This is a genomic window from Paraburkholderia dilworthii (genome assembly GCF_000472525.1).
GTDB lineage: Bacteria > Pseudomonadota > Gammaproteobacteria > Burkholderiales > Burkholderiaceae > Paraburkholderia > Paraburkholderia dilworthii.
The window spans coordinates 106,663-122,920 of record NZ_AWZT01000007.1 but is presented as its reverse complement, the minus strand read 5'-3'; the positions used below and the strand labels follow the sequence as shown (position 1 = coordinate 122,920).

Below are 16,258 nucleotides of genomic sequence, written 5' to 3'. Positions count from 1 at the left end.
CAGGATGGCAACGGCCACGAAGACGCCGGCTAAACGAGCCGCGTCTCAAACAAACGCAGCAGCCGCGGCAAAGTCGACTCGAACGTCGGCTCGCACGGCAGGCGGCGCTGTAAAGGCAGCATCGTCGAAAGGCGCGGGGGCGGCGGCAAAGACCGCGGCTGGCGCGTCGAAAAAGACCGCGGTCAAACGTGCGCTTAACGGCTCGTCCGCACACGCGCCGGCGCCTTCGCCGAATACGAGGCGTACAAAGGTGTCGTCCGCGAGAACGGCGCGTGCAAAGGCCAGCAACGGCGCATTGCCCGCCGAACTCGCCGGCGACGTGCAGGAACTCGCGCGCGTCGCAAAGGTGCAAGAGGGCGAAGGAGCCGAGATCGTGCGCAAGACGCGTGCGTCGTCTTCGGCTGGCGGCGAAGCGGCGAGCGCAAGCGAAGTCGCGGTGCCGGTGCAGATCGGCGGCCTTGCGCCTGAAGTCGCGCGCCCGGACTACTGGGACAAAGCGTGCGCCGACCTCGTCAAGCGCGATCGCATTCTGAAGAAGCTGATTCCGAAGTTTGGTCCGGTGCATCTGCTAAGCCGCGGCGATCCGTTTGTCACGCTCGCGCGCTCGGTCGTCGGCCAACAGATTTCGGTGGCATCGGCGCAGGCCGTGTGGGCGAAAGTCGCGGCCGCATGTCCGAAGCTCGTGCCGCAACAGTTCATCAAGCTGGGCCAGGAAAAGCTGACAGCTTGCGGCTTGTCGAGGCGCAAGGCGGAGTACGTGCTCGATCTCGCGCAGCATTTCGTATCGGGTGCATTGCACGTCGGCAAGTGGCGATCGATGGAAGACGAGGCGGTGATCGCCGAGCTCACGCAGATCCGCGGCATCGGCCGCTGGACGGCGGAGATGTTCCTGATCTTTAACCTGTCGCGTCCCGATGTGCTGCCGCTCGACGACCTCGGTCTGATCCGCGCAATCAGCGTCAATTATTTTAGCGGCGAGCCGGTCACGCGCAGTGAAGCGCGCGAGGTCGCCGCGAACTGGGAGCCGTGGCGCACGGTCGCCACCTGGTACATGTGGCGTAGTCTCGACCCGTTGCCGGTCGACTACTGAAGCAACAAGAAGCGACGCCGCCTCGCAGCTATCAATTGTTAGATTCTGATAGTTGCGAAGTGGTTTAGACATCGGCGAGCGCGGTTAGAATACGCGCTGCCGGTAAGTCCAAGGATTAAAACCAATGAAGACCACCTTTCTGGATTTCGAACAGCCGATCGCTGAACTCGAAGCGAAGATCGAAGAATTGCGCTTCGTGCAGGACGATTCGGCCGTCGATATTTCGGAAGAGATCGAGCGGCTGTCCAAGAAAAGCCAGCAACTCACGAAAGATCTGTATGCGAACCTCACGCCGTGGCAGGTTTCGCAAATCGCCCGTCATCCGCAGCGCCCGTACACGTTCGACTACGTGAACGAGCTCTTCACCGATTTCCACGAACTGCACGGCGACCGCAACTATGCGGACGACCTGTCGATCGTCGGCGGCCTCGCGCGTTTCAATGGCCAGGCCTGCATGGTGATCGGTCATCAGAAGGGCCGCGACACGAAGGAACGCGCGCTGCGCAACTTCGGCATGCCGCGTCCGGAAGGCTATCGCAAGGCCGAGCGTCTGATGCGTCTCGCCGAGAAATTCAGCCTGCCGATCTTCACCTTCATCGACACGCCGGGCGCGTATCCTGGCATCGGTGCAGAAGAGCGCGGGCAGTCGGAAGCCATCGGCCGCAATCTGTATGTGATGGCCGAACTGAAAACGCCGCTGATCGCAACGATCATCGGCGAGGGCGGTTCGGGCGGCGCGCTTGCCATCGCGGTCGGCGACAGCGTCCTCATGCTGCAATTCTCGACCTATTCGGTGATTTCTCCGGAAGGTTGCGCGTCGATTCTGTGGAAGAGTGCTGCGAAAGCGCCGGAAGCAGCGGAAGCGCTGGGCCTCACCGCGCATCGTCTGAAGGCGCTGGGTCTGATCGACAAGATCGTCAACGAGCCGCTCGGCGGCGCCCATCGCGACCCGAAGGGCATGGCGGCCATGCTGCGCCGCGCGCTCGCCGATTCGCTGCGGCAGTTCCAGGGCATGAGCATCAACGACCTGCGTCAACGCCGTTTCGAACGCCTGATGTCCTACGGCAAGTTCAAGGAGACGACGCCGGGCGCCTAAGCCCGTGCGCGTTCTCTTTCGTCCATCGGCGCACAACGCGTTAATACTGCGCTAGCAACGTGACTTCCACTGCCGAATCGCCCGCCGACCGCCTCGTTCTCGAGGCGGTCGGCGTTGCGCTTGCCGCGCTGCCTTTCGATGCCCGGATTGCGGTGGCGTTCAGCGGCGGCGTCGATTCCAGCGTGCTGCTCGATGCGGCGGTGCGTGTCGCCGGCGCTTCGCGTTGCGTGGCGCTTCATGTTCACCACGGACTGAGCGCGAACGCCGATGCATGGCTCGCGCATTGCGAGGCGTTCGCGCGGGAACGCGGCGTCGAATTCGCGGCGCGGCGCGTCGAGGTGTCGCGCGATGCGGGTGTGAGCGTCGAGGCGGCCGCGCGCGACGCGCGTTATCGTGCGTTGGATGCGCTTTGCGCAGAGCGCGGCCTGCATTCGCTATGGCTCGCGCAGCACGCGGACGATCAGGCGGAAACGGTGTTGCTGCAACTGCTGCGCGGCGCGGGGCTCGCGGGTCTGGCGGCAATGGCGCCGGAGTTTTCGCCTCTGGGTGCAGCGGCGGCGCGCGTGCGACCTTTGCTTCATCTGCTGCGTGCGCAACTCGAACGGTATGCGAGCGGACGGCATCTGCGCTGGATCGACGACGAATCGAACGCGGACACGCGCTATGCACGCAATGCGCTGCGCCATGAAGTCACGCCCGCCTTGGCCGTGCATTTTCCTGGTTTTCGCGATGCCCTTGCGCGCACCGCATCGCATGCCGCATCAGCGCAACGTTTGCTCGACGACCTCGCACGTATCGACCTCGACATGGTGTCGCGCGACGACGGGCGTGCACTCTCGCATGACGCACTTATCGCCCTCGACGACGATCGCGCGCTCAACCTGCTGCGTTACTGGATGCGCTTGCAAGGCTTTGTCGCTGCGTCCACAGCACGGCTTGGCGACGCGCTGCGTCAACTGCGCGAAGTGGGCGCGGGCGGCGACGGGCATCGCTTGCGTATCGATCATGCAGGGCATGCATTGCGCAGCTATCGGGGACTCGTGTATTGGGAAGCGGGCGATAGCAGCGATCCCGCCGACGAGTCCGCACTCGTCGAACGCGAAATCAGCGAACTCGCCTGGCACGGCGAAGCGACGTGGCGTTTGCCGCAATGGCGCGGCACGTTTGTCTTCGAATCGATCGACGCCGCGGCCTCGACTGCCGCGGCGCATCGCGATGCGATTCCCATCAGCGTATTCCAGCGTGCATTGCTAAGCGCACGTTCGCGCAGCGGCGGCGAGCGCATGCGCATAAGCGACGCGCCTGGTGCGCCCAGTCGAACGCTGAAGAACCTGTTCCAGGAACGCGGCATTCCCGCGTGGAAGCGCGACGTGCCGCTGCTCTACATCGGCGACGAACTGCTGTTCGTTCCGTTGCTCGGCGTGAATCGCGCAGTGTTGCCTGCACATGTGTCGCCGGGTGAGTCCTGCGTGACGATCGTCTGGCGCGAGGACTTGCTGATCGCGTGACCGGCCGGTCGGACGCGCGGTATCACGCCGTGAACCTTGGAATTGGCGCGAGGAAGGGCACAAGCAAGGCCGCTAACATCGGTGCGGATGCGCGCCGGCCAAGGCTTTGCCAGCCACGTCGCAAGCCTCGCCACGGCCTTTGCGGCTTGTCTTTTTGCGCCTGATCGGGTACGTTAACTTGTTTGCCCGGCCCGCTTTTGCCCTCGCTTTTGTCGGTTTTCCGATCGTGATCCGAATTTTCCGGTAAGCCATTAGCGATCAATCACGGGCAAATCCGCGCGTGCTGCACGCGCGCTGCATCTACGCCGCCACACACTTTGCCGCCGTTCACGAGACGTTGCGCCCCTGTGCTTTTGTGCGGTCGTCGCCAGCGCCAGCGCGGTTTCTCCTCCAGTTCAGAACGACAATGGCACTCATCGTACATAAATACGGCGGCACTTCGATGGGCTCCGTCGAGCGCATCAAGAACGTCGCCAAGCGCGTCGCGAAATGGCATAAAGCCGGCCACAAGATGGTTGTCGTGCCGTCGGCAATGTCCGGCGAAACGAACCGCCTGCTCAGCCTTGCAAAAGAGATCACGACCCAGGCCAGCCCGCGCGAACTCGACATGATCGCGGCCACCGGCGAGCAGGTTAGCTCGGGTCTGCTCGCCATCGCGCTGCAGGAAGCCGGCGTCGACGCGGTCAGCTATGCCGGCTGGCAAGTGCCGGTCAAGACAGACAGCGCGTTCACGAAAGCGCGCATCAGCGAGATCGACGGCGAGCGCGTTCTGCGCGATCTCGATGCGGGCAAGGTGGTCGTGATCACGGGCTTCCAGGGTATCGACCCGGACGGCAACATCACCACGCTCGGCCGCGGCGGTTCCGACACCTCGGCGGTCGCGGTCGCGGCTGCGTTGAAGGCCGACGAGTGCCTGATCTATACGGACGTCGACGGCGTGTACACGACGGACCCGCGCGTGGTGGAAGAAGCGCGCCGGCTCGATCGCGTGACGTTCGAAGAAATGCTGGAAATGGCAAGCCTGGGTTCGAAGGTGCTGCAGATCCGCTCGGTGGAATTCGCCGGCAAATATCAGGTGAAGACGCGCGTGCTGTCGAGCCTGACCGATCCGCTCATCCCGCTCGACGCTGAAATGAAGTCGGGCACCCTGATTACTTTTGAAGAAGACGAGACCATGGAAAAAGCAGTCATCTCGGGCATCGCGTTTCAGCGCGACGAAGCTCGCATCGCCGTGATGGGCGTGCCCGACAAGCCGGGCATCGCGTATCAGATTCTCGGCCCGGTGGCGGACGCGAATATCGACGTGGACATGATCATCCAGAACCAGAGCGTGGAAGGCAAAACGGCTTTCACGTTCACCGTGGGTCGCGGCGATTACCAGCGCGCTATGGACATTCTCACGAACCAGGTGAAGGGTCATGTTCAGGCCGAACAGGTGCTGGGCGATCCGAAGGTGTCGAAGGTGTCGGTGGTCGGCGTGGGCATGCGGTCGCACGTGGGTATCGCGAGCACGATGTTCCGCACGCTGTCGGAAGAGGGCATCAATATCCAGATGATCTCGACCTCCGAAATCAAGATTTCGGTGTTGATCGACGAGAAGTATATGGAGCTCGCGGTGCGCGCGCTGCACAAGGCTTTCGAACTCGATCAGCAGGCGTAATTCGATGCAAACGGCGGGGCATAGAGGAGCGTCCCGTTCGTTGAGGTCCGTTTGCGCGGTCGCGTGAAAAAAGTCCTCATTCAATGACGATATTGGCACAAAAACCGTTCGTCGGACATTGACCTTGGCGGTTCGGCCCGCTATTATCTTGGCTTCGTCGCGCTGACTCCCTGCGCGACCGAAAGTTTGGGAGACGTGGCCGAGAGGTCGAAGGCACTCCCCTGCTAAGGGAGCATCTGGGCCAAAACCTGGATCGAGGGTTCGAATCCCTCCGTCTCCGCCAGTGATGGTGGCAAAACCCCGTAAGTCGAAAGATTTACGGGGTTTTTGTTTTCTCGGCCACACAATGCGACTACCAGATGGCAAACACATGTGTGCGCTATCTGACGAGTTTATGAACCTGCCCACCAAGGAGCGCGCCGTGCACGAAGTCCCTCTCCACCTGTTCGCCGATGCGCAGTTTGCGAGCCCTTATGCGATGTCAGTATTCGTGGCTCTCGAGGAAAAACGCTTGCCGTTCGCATTGTCGACCCTGGATCTGGACAGCGGCGCGAATCATGAAGCGAGCTATGCAGCAAAGTCGTTGACGCAACGCGTACCCACGTTAGTACATGGAGACTTCGCTTTATCGGAGTCGTCGGCAATCACCGAATACCTCGACGACGTATTTCCCGAAACGCCTCTGTACCCTCAAGACCGACAGCTTCGCGCGAGAGCGCGCCAGCTGCAAGCCTGGCTTCGGAGCGATCTGTTGCCGATCCGGCAGGAGTGCTCAACGGAAGTCGTGTTCTACGCACGACGAGGAGCGCCGCTCAGTTCTGCGGCCGAAGCAGCGGCCCAGAAACTCTATTCCGCAGCCGACGCTTTACTGGCGCAAAACTCCGCGAACCTTTTCGACGAGTGGTGCATCGCCGACACGGACCTTGCTTTAATGCTGAATCGGCTGATCCTGAATGGCGATCCCGTATCGACCAGATTAGTGGACTACGCTGCGTATCAGTGGAAGAGACCCGCCGTACAGCGGTGGCTTGAACTGAACCGTCCTCCGCTGTGAAACGTGAAGTCCCGGACAAACGCGGTGTGTCGCGCGTGCCTCCGTGCCATGCGGGCGCGAACGGAGCACAATAAACAACCCACGGGCGCCTGCGTCGCAGGTGTGAAGGTTCGCATCACTCGCCAGCGGATGGTCGGAGAAATCGCCCGACCCAGTGGCGCGGACATAGCAGCCGGAGTAACGCCCGGCCGCCCGTGGCAGCTTCGAGGCCGAGCGTCGTTAGAGCCGCCCGAACCTTCGCGCCACGGACCGCTTCCGCCGAAGCGCCGCATGTTCAACGTGACGCCACAAGAGACAAACGAGCTTGCATGCACCGCGGGTTTGCAGGCCGTGCTCCACACCGTTACCTTCTTTCGATCGCAACTTGCGAACAGGAAGAGCGGAGTCATAGACGCGACTAGCCTTCGAGAAACGCCCTCGTATCAGGCATAGATGATCTCAGTACCGCTGTCCGTGAGCCACTTTGCAAACTCGCTTCCGAGGCCCTCGTCCGTGACGAGGTAGTCGATCCGGTCCATCGCTCCGAATGCGGCGAACTCGCGTTTGCCAAACTTCGTCGAGTCGGCCAGCAGATAGACGGTGCGGGCCGCATCGATCATCGCGCGCTTGACATGCAGGTCGATGAAATCCGGATACGAAATTCCAGACTGCATCGACACGCCGCCTGCGGCAAGGAACAGCTTGTCGACGAACATGCCCTCGAAGAAAGTCGATGCCTTTTCTCCGGAGACAGCGATGGTCTCCGGCTTGAAGATGCCACCCGTCAACATGACCTGGTTGGTTGGCTCGGCGCCCAGAAGAATGGCGATATTCAGCGCATTGGTCACGATACGCAGGTTCTTGCGCTCCGTCAGGTTCCAGGCCAACTCCGTGGTGGTTGCGCCGCAATCGAGAATGACGGAATCGCCGTTTTGGATCAGGCTCGCGGCCTTCCGCCCAATCAGCGCTTTCTGCTCGCTTGTCGGAAGGATCTTCGCCTCGTAGCTGCGCTGAGCGGCCTGCGGCTGCGCGCTCTTGAGCCGCACGTTGCCATGCACTCGCTCGACGCGCCCGAGCCGTTGCAGTTCGTCAATGTCCTTGCGAATGGTCGGCATCGACACGCCGAATTCACTCGAAAGCTCCGAAAGCTTCACGAGCTTGTCCGCTTGCACTTTTTCGAAAATTTTTTCTGTTCTGGTTCGTTGATCCATTTGCGTTCCCCGCGAACCGCCCCTGCGAGCGTCGCCATTACACCGTCGTATTCTGCCTGATTCGGCCCTCGCATAGCTCAGTCTAAGTGTTTTCCCTCTTTCATTCTATTTCTCTTTGACTTTCGATAGAAAGTAAAAGAAACTAAATAACAAGCAAACAGGAAGTTCGGGAGCAGGGAATGGAAAACCCCTTCAAGCAGTCAGGCGAGGTACTGCACCGGCGGGCGCAGGAAATCCGCAAGAAGATTTGCGTGATGAATGCAGCGGCCAGAAGCGGCCACACCGGTGGCGACATGTCGGAGGCGGACATTCTCGCAGCGCTTTACTTTCATGTGCTTCGCTATGAAATCGGTCAGCAAAACACCGTTCGCTGGCATGACGAGTTCGTGCTGAGCAAAGGCCACGGCGTGGGCGGCCTCTACTCGTGCTTCGCCGAACTGGGGTGGCTGCACGACGAGGAACTGCTGACTTACCTGAAGGACGATTCGCGACTTCCGGGCCATCCGGTGCGGCAAAAGCTGCCGGGGTGGATCACCGTCAACACCGGCGGACTGGGCCACGGGCTGCCGATCGCAGCCGGCCTCGCAATGGCCAAGCAACGCCATGCCGCGCAAACCGGGGGATCGACGGGACGCATATTCGTGCTGACCGGCGACGGCGAACTGGAGGAAGGTTCGAACTGGGAAGCGGCGATGGCCGCCGCGCATTTCGAATTGTCCAACCTGGTTGTCATCGTGGATCGCAACCGTCTGCAACTGGCCGACTTCACCCACAACATCATGGATCTCGACCCGCTGGACGAAAAATTCCGCGCTTTCGGTTTCGAGGTCCATGACGTGAACGGGAACCAGGCAGATGCAATATGGAAACTGATAGAAAGCCTCGACTACGAAAACAGAAAGCCGAAGGTGGTAATCGCCCACACGATCAAAGGGCGCGGCGTGTCGTTCATGGAGAACGTACCCGCGTGGCATCACAAGTTTCCCGACGAGAATCAGTTGCAGCAGGCGTTGAAGGAGCTGGACCATGCGTGAGTACGCCGATTTGCGCGATGGCGCAGTGAGCGCGCTGGGCCGGCTCACGGCCGCCGGCGAGGACATCATCGTGATGGTGGCGGACTCCACCTCCACCTCGAAGATCGGTCCGTTCCTCGAAAGGTATCCTGACCGGGTCATCAATGTGGGCATCGCCGAGCAGAACATGGTCGGCATGGCAGCCGGGCTCGCGCTCGGCGGTCACATCGTCTTCACGGCTAATGCGGCGCCGTTTCTCGTCGGACGTGCGAACGAGCAGGTCAAGAACGACGTCTGTTATAGCGCGACGAATGTGAAGATGCTCGGGCTCAATGCGGGCGTCGCGTATGGCCCGCTTGCGTCGACCCATCATGCAATCGACGACATCTCGATCATGAGCGGCTTCGGCAACGTACAGATCTTCGCGCCGTGCGACGAGGTCGAGGCGGCTCAGATGATCGATTACGCGGCGGCAGTCGATGGTCCTGTGTATATCCGCCTCGACAACGCAAAGTTTCCGGTGGTTCACGACGCTGCGTACCGCTTCGCGCCTGGCCGGCCCGATGTGCTGATCGAAGGCAGCAAGGTCGCCGTCATCGCGCTTGGCTCCGTCGTCGGCGAGGCACTCGACGCATGTGAACTGCTGCAAAAGGAAGGCGGCATCAACCCGACGCTCGTCAATCTGTCCTCGCTGCGGCCGCTCGATCACGGCGCGCTCGCTGCGATCGTCGAGCGGCACGAGGCAATTGTCACCGTGGAGGAGCATTCGTTGCACGGCGGCATCGGCGCCACGGTTGCAGTGCTGATGGCGCGGCGCGGGATCGCGCGTCCTCTGACGATGCTCGGCGTGACCGAGGGCGAGTTCGCTCATTACGGCACGCGCAAGGGCATTCGCCGCCATTACGGAATCGACGCTGCGGGCATTGCCGAAACCGTTCGCGCGCAGTGCGCACGCTAGAAGTCCAAGACGAGTTCCAGGAGACAAACAATGGGCATTCAATACGACATGTCGTTGCGCCACGGCGTCGATTTCGACTTTCGACTCGACGGCAAGATTGCAGTCGTGACCGGTGGTCTCGGCGGCATCGCAATGGCGACCAACGCGGCGCTCATCGCGAAGGGCGCACGCGTCGCCATTCTTTACCCGAGCTTCGAGGAGCCGCGAGTCCAGGCAGCGATCGACGAATTGGGCGCAGCCAACGCGAAGGCGTTTTCTTGCGACGTCGCTAACGAAGCCGACGTAGAGCGGGCTATCGGCGCGGCGCATGAGCACTTCGGCGACCTTCATCTGCTCGTGAATGCCGCCGGCTGCATCACCCTAACGCCGGCCGAGGACATCGGTTACGACGAGTGGCAAAAGCAGATCGGCGTCAATCTGACCGGTCCGTTTCTGTGCTCGAAGCACTTTGCCCGCCATGTACTCGCGAGCGGTCACGGCGGCAAGATCGTCAACATCGCGTCGCAGGCCGCGACCGTCGCCATCGATCAACACTGCGCGTACACGTCGGCCAAGGCCGGTCTGATCGGCATGACAAAGGTGCTCGCGAAGGAATGGGCTCGCCGCGGCATTACCGTGAACACCGTGTCGCCCACTGTAGTGCTGACCCCGATGGGCGCGGCGGCGTGGGAGGGCGAAAAGGGTGAGGCGATGAAGAAGCTCATTCCCGTCGGCCGCTTTGCGTATACCGACGAAATCGCCGCAGCCATTCTGTTCCTGTTGTCGAACGGCGCCGACATGATCACGGGCGCCGACATCATGATCGATGGAGGTTACACCATCTGCTGAAGCGTCGTTACCCGCGGTCGCTTGCAGGCCGCATTATCGAAAAGAAATTCAATCGGAGACAAACATGTACAAAAAGCTTGCCGTTGCGACCGCCGTGACTGCGTCGTTGGTGACTGCCATGCAACCCGTCGACGCCGATGCCGCGAGCAAAGGCACCATCGCAATTCTCGTCAACGCGCTGGACAACCCATACTACGCGGCCGAGGCAAAAGGCGCAGACGCGGAAGCGAAAAAGCTGGGTTACGACACGATCGTTCTATCCCACGGCGAGGACGTCAACAAGCAGAACGAACTCGTGAATCTGGTAATCGGCAAAGGCGTGAAGGGCATTGTTCTCGACAATGCCGATTCGAACAGCAGCGTCGCAACGGTGCGTACAGCACAGGAAAAGAAAGTACCTGTGGTGCTGATCAATCGCGAGATTCCGAAAGACGGCATTGCTATCGCGCAGTTGAGCCACAATAATCTGCAAGCCGGCACCGAAGTCGCGCAGCGTTTCGTCGAGGCTATCGGCGAGAAAGGCGAGTATGTCGAACTGACCTGCAATCTCGCGGACAAGAACTGCGTCACGCGCTCGCAGGCTTTCCATCAGGTGCTGGACCAGTATCCCGATCTGAAGATGGTTGCGCGTCAGGATGCGAAGGGCGCGCTGTTGCCGGGCAAGCAGGCGATGGATTCGATCCTGCAGGAACACTCGCACATCAAGGGCGTGATCTGCGGCAACGGGCCGGTCGCGCTCGGCGCGATTGCTTCGCTTGAATCGGCAGGGCGCAAGGATGTCGTCGTGATGGGCATTGACGGAAGCAATGACGAACGCGACTCGCTGCTGCAAGGCAAGCTGAAAGCAAGTGTGATGTTGCAGGCGCAAGGCATCGCCATTCACGGTGTCGATCTGCTCGACAAATACATCACGACCGGCAAGACGGGCGAACCGGAACGCCAGCTTACGCGCGGCATTCTGATCACCAAAGATAACGCTTCCAAAGTGAAGGATTTCTACTACACCAAGTAGTACATGGTCGGTGTCGCGCGGGTGCGGCTCACGCTGCACCTGTAGAAGTCCTGTCAAGTGAGGTTATCATGGTTCATTCCATTTCCGCTGCCCGGTTCGCGCTCGCGGCATTGGCTGTTGCGTCGCTCGCCGCGTGCCACGTCGTGACGGATACAGAGCTGGCCGAGATTCGCAGTCAGGGCCAGCACCACGGCCCCGATGCAGCCAGATTGTTCAATGAACAGCTGATTCCCTACGCCGATAAGAACGCCAAACCGGCCGCCCAGGTCATCGGCGCGCTCAACCAGAATTTCGACGACGCTTGCAAGCAGTACGGCTTTCGTCAGAGCACGGCGTTCCCTTGCAATTTCTGGATTCGCGTGCAGGGAAAAGTCACGCGTATCGACAGCGCGTCGCGCGTGGGCAAGGCATACGTCGACGTAGGTCAGGCTGCGGGCGCAGAGCCGGTTCAGGTGGTTCTCGAAACAGGGCCGGTCGTGGTTGGCACAGGCGTGCGTGACGGCTTTCCCGGCATCAAGTACAGCGACTTCGACGACCAGACGCGCTTCGCCGCTTTCGGGCAGGAGATCAATAAGCTCGTGGTGGCGCGTGCGCAGCAATCGCTGAAACTGAAGATAGGCGAGACCGTCGACGTGGCCGCCGTCTATAGCAGCTGGAGCGAGCCGACGGGCGAAATCCGCGCGATACCGGTGGCCTGGAAATGAACCAGCCCGCAACCATGAACCCGGCCAGTGTGATCGAAACGCGAGGCCTGTCGAAGATTTATCCGGGCACAGCCGCGCTCGTCGACGTCGATTACACAGTGCGCCGCGGCAAGGTGAACGTGCTGATCGGCGAAAACGGCGCGGGCAAATCGACGCTGATGAAACTGCTTGCCGGCGCCGAAACGGCGACCTCCGGCGAGATCCTGATCGACGGCAAACCCGCTCACATCACCGACGTGCGCAGCGCCGAACGTTATGGCGTCGGCATCATCTTTCAGGAGCTCAATCTCTTTCCTGACATGACGGTTGCCGAAAACATCTTTGCCGGTAATGAGCTCACGAGTGGCGGAGTGATTCGTAGCAAGGACGAAAACCATCAGGCCAAAGTACTGCTCAACCGCCTGCAGATTCCGATCGAACCGCGCGCGCGCGTGGGAGACCTGTACGTCGGACAGCAGCAACTCGTTGAAATTGCCAAGGCGCTGTCCAAGCACATCAAGGTGCTGATCATGGACGAGCCGACGTCTGCGCTGTCGAAGACCGAGGTCGAAATTCTCTTCAAGATCATCCGCCAGCTGAAGGACGAGGGCGTGACCGTCATCTACATTTCGCACCGGCTCGAAGAGATCATGGCGATCGGGGACTGCATCACCGTGTTGCGTAACGGCCGGCTCGTTGCGGAGGACGACGTAGCGAACATCGACATACCGTGGATCATCGAAGCGATGGTCGGGTCGTCGAAGAAACGCTTCGCGTTCGAACAGCATGCAGTGGGAGCCGAAGTACTGAAGGTGAAGGATCTCGCGCTCAAGCGCTCGAATGGAATCTACGCCGTCGATCACGTGTCGTTTTCCGTCAGGGCGGGCGAGGTCATCGGCATTTACGGTCTGATGGGCGCGGGCCGAACCGAGCTGCTCGAATCGTTGCTTGGCGCACAGCCGCTTGCGCTCGGCGAGATCGAGCTGGCCGGCAAGGCCATCGAAGATCTGCCGATCCCGAGGCGTATCGAAGCCGGCATTGCGCTAGTACCCGAGGACCGGCAAAAGCAAGGCATGGTGCAACTCATGTCGATTCTCGAGAACATGACTTTATCGAGCCTCGGCAAGTTCGTTCGGCGCTTTTCGTTCGGCGCGCTCACTCGTGAAAAACAGGTGGAAGCGGCCAACGACATCGTCAGGCGTCTTGCGATCAAGGCCGCCTCGGTCGATGCGCCGATTATGTCGCTATCGGGCGGCAACATGCAGAAGGTCGTGATCGGCAAGGCTTTGCTGACGGCGCCGAAAGTACTGTTGATGGATGAGCCGACGCGCGGCATCGACGTCGGCGCAAAGGAAGACGTCTACAAGACGATTAGCCTGCTCGCGAGTTCAGGCATTGCGGTCATCTACGCGACGTCCGAACTGGATGAAGCGATGGCGGTGTCCAACCGTGTCTTCGTGATGGCGAGCGGCAGGCTGACCGCAGTCATGGAGCGTTCCGAGTTCGACAGCGAACGCATCGTGCGCGCGTCGACGCCTGCCACAGCCGTGGTCTGAAGCAATTCGAGGTTGAAATCATGAACACTCCAAATAGCGGCAACGCGTCGGTCCATCCGGTGCACACGAGGCACAACCGTCATACCGCCTATGTGGCCTCGCGTATTGCGGTCAATCTCCTGAAGCTGAGAATCTTCATCGCACTGTTTGCAATCGTCATTGTCTTTTCGTTCGCGACCGAGAACTTTCTGTCGGCGAGCAACATGTTGATCATGGCCAAGCATGTGACGGTCGTCGCGATTCTGTCCATCGGCATGACGCTCGTGATCCTGACGGGCGGGATCGATCTTTCCGTGGGCTCGATTGTCGGCATAAGCGGCATGGCGGCGGGTTATCTGCTGCTGGAAGGCGTGAAGATCGGGCACCACGTCGTGTTCTTTCATCCGATTGGTGTTGCGCTGATTGCGTGCGCGCTCGGCGCGATCATTGGCGCCGTGAACGGTTACCTCATCACGATGCTCAACGTGGCGCCCTTCATCGCAACGCTCGGCATGCTGTACGTGGTGCGCGGCGCGGCGCTGCTGGTGAACAACGGCAGCACGTTTGCCGACCTCGAAGGCAATCCGGCGTTGGGCAACACCGGCTTCGAGTTCATCGGCAACGGCACGATACTGGGCCTGTCGATGCCGGTCTGGATCATGATCATTCTCGCTGCGGTGACGATCTTCGTCGCCCGCAAGACGCCGCTTGGCCGGCGCATTTACGCGATTGGCGGTAACGAGCAGGCCGCGCGTTTTTCGGGTATTCGCACGAACCGCGTAAAGCTCTTTGTCTACATGTTTTCCGGCTTCTGTGCCGCGATCGTCGGGCTCGTGATCACCGCGCAATTGCAAACGGCTCACCCGTTGACAGGGCAGACGTTCGAACTGAATGCGATCGCCGCGGTGGTGCTCGGCGGCACCGCGCTGATGGGCGGCCGGGGCACGGTCTTCGGCTCGGTGGTCGGGGCATGTGTGATCAGCATTCTCGGCGACGGCATGGTGATGTGCGGAATCAGCGACTTCTGGCAGATGGTGATCAAGGGACTGGTGATCATCTTTGCCGTCGTTATCGATCAGTTGCAACAGCGCCTGCAGTCGCGAATGGTAGCGCTCACGGCGTGAGCCTCGCCAAACGACTCATCAATGGAATGTCACATGCAATACGTTCTGGCGATCGATCAGGGAACCAGCGGCACCAAGGCGCTTGTGTTCGACAGCGACGGGCAGGTTCACGCGCGAGGCTTCGCGGCCGTAACGTGTACTCATCCGCGCACGGGTTTTGTCGAGCAGGACGCCGACGCGCTGTACGAATCCGTGCTGGACGCAGTGCGCGGATGTCTCGCGAACTTTGCGGGCGATCGTCATGCGATTGAAGGTGTCGGCATTTCGAATCAGCGCGAAACGGTCGTGGTGTGGGATGCGCAAGGGCGGCCCATCGTGCCTGCGGTGTCGTGGCAGTGTCAGCGGTCGCTGGCAATCTGCGAGCGTCTGCGCAACGACGGCATGGCGGCTGTCATCGCGGACAAAACGGGGCTGCTGATCGACCCGTATTTCTCCGGAACGAAGCTCATCTGGCTCAACGAAAACGATGAACGCGTGCGCTCGCGAATCGCCGAGGGCAATGCGTTTTTCGGCACAGTCGATAGCTGGCTGCTTTATCGTTTAAGCAAGGGCGAAGCGTATTGCACCGACTATACGAACGCGTCGCGAACGATGCTGTTCAATCTCGCCACGCTCCAGTGGGACGACGAACTCGTCGATTCATTCGGACTGCGCGGACTCAGGTTGCCGGAGTTGAGGCCGTCGGCGTCGGCATTCGGCGCGACGGATTTCGATGGACTGCTTGACCGGCCGCTACCCATCGTGTCGATGATCGGCGACTCGCACGCGGCGGCTGTCGGCGAAGGGTGCCTGAAGGCGGGGGTTGCGAAGGCGACCCTGGGAACGGGGTCGTCGATCATGATGAATGTCGGCGACAAGCCCCAGGCGCCCGCGCATGGCCTCGTGTCCACGTTGTGCTTTGCGACCGATGAGCGCGTGTACTACGCGATGGAGGGCATCATCATCAGCGCCGGATCCACTCCGGCCTTCCTCAAGGAAAAGCTTCGTCTTTTCGACGACTTCGCTGACGCGGAACAGGCATTTGCAGACTACGACAATGGCGGCGTGTTCCTGATTCCCGCTTTTTCCGGCATCGGCTGTCCTCACTGGAAGTATCCGGGCGGCGCGCAAATCGTCGGCCTCAATTTTTCGACGTCGTGGCAGAACGTGGCGCGTGCCGCGTACGAGTCGATCGTCTACCAGATCAAGGATGTGATCACGGTAATGGAAGAGGCCGCGAAGGTTCCGCTTCGCGAACTCTTCCTCGATGGCGGGCTTGTGCAGCGCCCGTTTCTGCTCCAGTACCTGTCGGATACATTAAACCGGCCCGTGAGCACGCTCGCGTTGAGCGAGATCTCGGCGGCTGGCGCGGCAGCGCTTGCTTCGTTGAGCGCCGGAATAATCGGCTCGCTCGATGCTTTCGAGGCAAAACGCGCGGTCGCGCGGCGCGTCGAGCCAGGCAGCGGAGTAGACGCGGCGGCGCGCAATCATGCCCAATGGTTGCGCTGGATCGAACGTCTCTAAGCGG

Annotated in this window: 14 protein-coding genes and 1 tRNA gene; 14 read left to right on the top strand and 1 reads right to left on the bottom strand. The window is 60.9% G+C overall.

What is annotated here, in order from left to right; all coding sequences use genetic code 11:
* Positions 1–4: 4 nt before the first annotated feature.
* From F759_RS0109210 to yfcF, 6 genes are all read left to right on the top strand, one after another.
* Entirely contained in the window at positions 5–1,090 is a 1,086-nt protein-coding gene (locus tag F759_RS0109210; protein WP_027799588.1) for a DNA-3-methyladenine glycosylase family protein, read from the top strand.
* A 124-nt stretch (positions 1,091–1,214) separates the two neighbouring features.
* Positions 1,215–2,186, top strand: coding sequence for an acetyl-CoA carboxylase carboxyltransferase subunit alpha (locus F759_RS0109205; protein WP_027799587.1), 972 nt, complete (start codon positions 1,215–1,217; stop codon positions 2,184–2,186).
* Between the two features lie 59 nt (positions 2,187–2,245).
* Positions 2,246–3,694: a tRNA lysidine(34) synthetase TilS gene (tilS, locus tag F759_RS0109200; protein ID WP_027799586.1), complete on the top strand. Its 1,449-nt coding sequence runs from the start codon at positions 2,246–2,248 to the stop codon at positions 3,692–3,694.
* A gap of 406 nt (positions 3,695–4,100) precedes the next feature.
* Positions 4,101–5,354, top strand: a complete 1,254-nt coding sequence (locus F759_RS0109195) for an aspartate kinase (protein ID WP_027799585.1) — start codon at positions 4,101–4,103, stop codon at positions 5,352–5,354.
* A gap of 189 nt (positions 5,355–5,543) precedes the next feature.
* A tRNA-Ser gene (locus tag F759_RS0109190) sits at positions 5,544–5,637 on the top strand.
* A 111-nt stretch (positions 5,638–5,748) separates the two neighbouring features.
* The gene (gene yfcF / locus F759_RS0109185; RefSeq protein ID WP_407668527.1) at positions 5,749–6,408 is read left to right on the top strand and encodes a glutathione transferase; all 660 of its coding nucleotides are present in this window, start codon (positions 5,749–5,751) and stop codon (positions 6,406–6,408) included.
* Positions 6,409–6,830: 422 nt separating this feature from the next.
* Here yfcF and F759_RS0109180 read toward each other — a convergent pair whose 3' ends face one another.
* On the bottom strand, positions 6,831–7,598 hold the full coding sequence (locus F759_RS0109180; protein ID WP_027799583.1) for a DeoR/GlpR family DNA-binding transcription regulator: 768 nt from the start codon (positions 7,596–7,598) through the stop codon (positions 6,831–6,833).
* A gap of 179 nt (positions 7,599–7,777) precedes the next feature.
* Between F759_RS0109180 and F759_RS0109175 the strand changes: the two genes are divergently transcribed.
* From F759_RS0109175 to F759_RS0109140, 8 genes are all read left to right on the top strand, one after another.
* On the top strand, positions 7,778–8,632 hold the full coding sequence (locus F759_RS0109175; RefSeq protein WP_027799582.1) for a transketolase: 855 nt from the start codon (positions 7,778–7,780) through the stop codon (positions 8,630–8,632).
* Complete coding sequence (locus F759_RS0109170; RefSeq protein WP_051377193.1) at positions 8,625–9,569, top strand: transketolase family protein; 945 nt, start codon at positions 8,625–8,627, stop codon at positions 9,567–9,569. Before F759_RS0109175 ends, F759_RS0109170 begins: the two co-directional genes overlap by 8 nt.
* A gap of 30 nt (positions 9,570–9,599) precedes the next feature.
* Positions 9,600–10,397 carry a GolD/DthD family dehydrogenase gene (locus tag F759_RS0109165; protein WP_027799580.1) on the top strand — a complete coding sequence of 266 codons (798 nt, stop codon included), beginning with the start codon at positions 9,600–9,602 and terminating at the stop codon, positions 10,395–10,397.
* A 64-nt stretch (positions 10,398–10,461) separates the two neighbouring features.
* The gene (locus F759_RS0109160; RefSeq protein ID WP_027799579.1) at positions 10,462–11,409 is read left to right on the top strand and encodes a D-ribose ABC transporter substrate-binding protein; all 948 of its coding nucleotides are present in this window, start codon (positions 10,462–10,464) and stop codon (positions 11,407–11,409) included.
* A gap of 68 nt (positions 11,410–11,477) precedes the next feature.
* The gene (locus F759_RS0109155; RefSeq protein ID WP_027799578.1) at positions 11,478–12,113 is read left to right on the top strand and encodes a DUF2291 family protein; all 636 of its coding nucleotides are present in this window, start codon (positions 11,478–11,480) and stop codon (positions 12,111–12,113) included.
* Positions 12,110–13,648 carry a sugar ABC transporter ATP-binding protein gene (locus F759_RS0109150; RefSeq protein WP_027799577.1) on the top strand — a complete coding sequence of 513 codons (1,539 nt, stop codon included), beginning with the start codon at positions 12,110–12,112 and terminating at the stop codon, positions 13,646–13,648. The genes F759_RS0109155 and F759_RS0109150 overlap by 4 nt, the downstream gene beginning before the upstream one ends.
* A gap of 20 nt (positions 13,649–13,668) precedes the next feature.
* The gene (locus F759_RS0109145; protein WP_152530610.1) at positions 13,669–14,751 is read left to right on the top strand and encodes an ABC transporter permease; all 1,083 of its coding nucleotides are present in this window, start codon (positions 13,669–13,671) and stop codon (positions 14,749–14,751) included.
* 33 nt (positions 14,752–14,784) lie between these two features.
* Positions 14,785–16,254, top strand: a complete 1,470-nt coding sequence (locus F759_RS0109140; protein WP_027799575.1) for an FGGY family carbohydrate kinase — start codon at positions 14,785–14,787, stop codon at positions 16,252–16,254.
* The last annotated feature ends 4 nt before the right edge of the window (positions 16,255–16,258 follow it).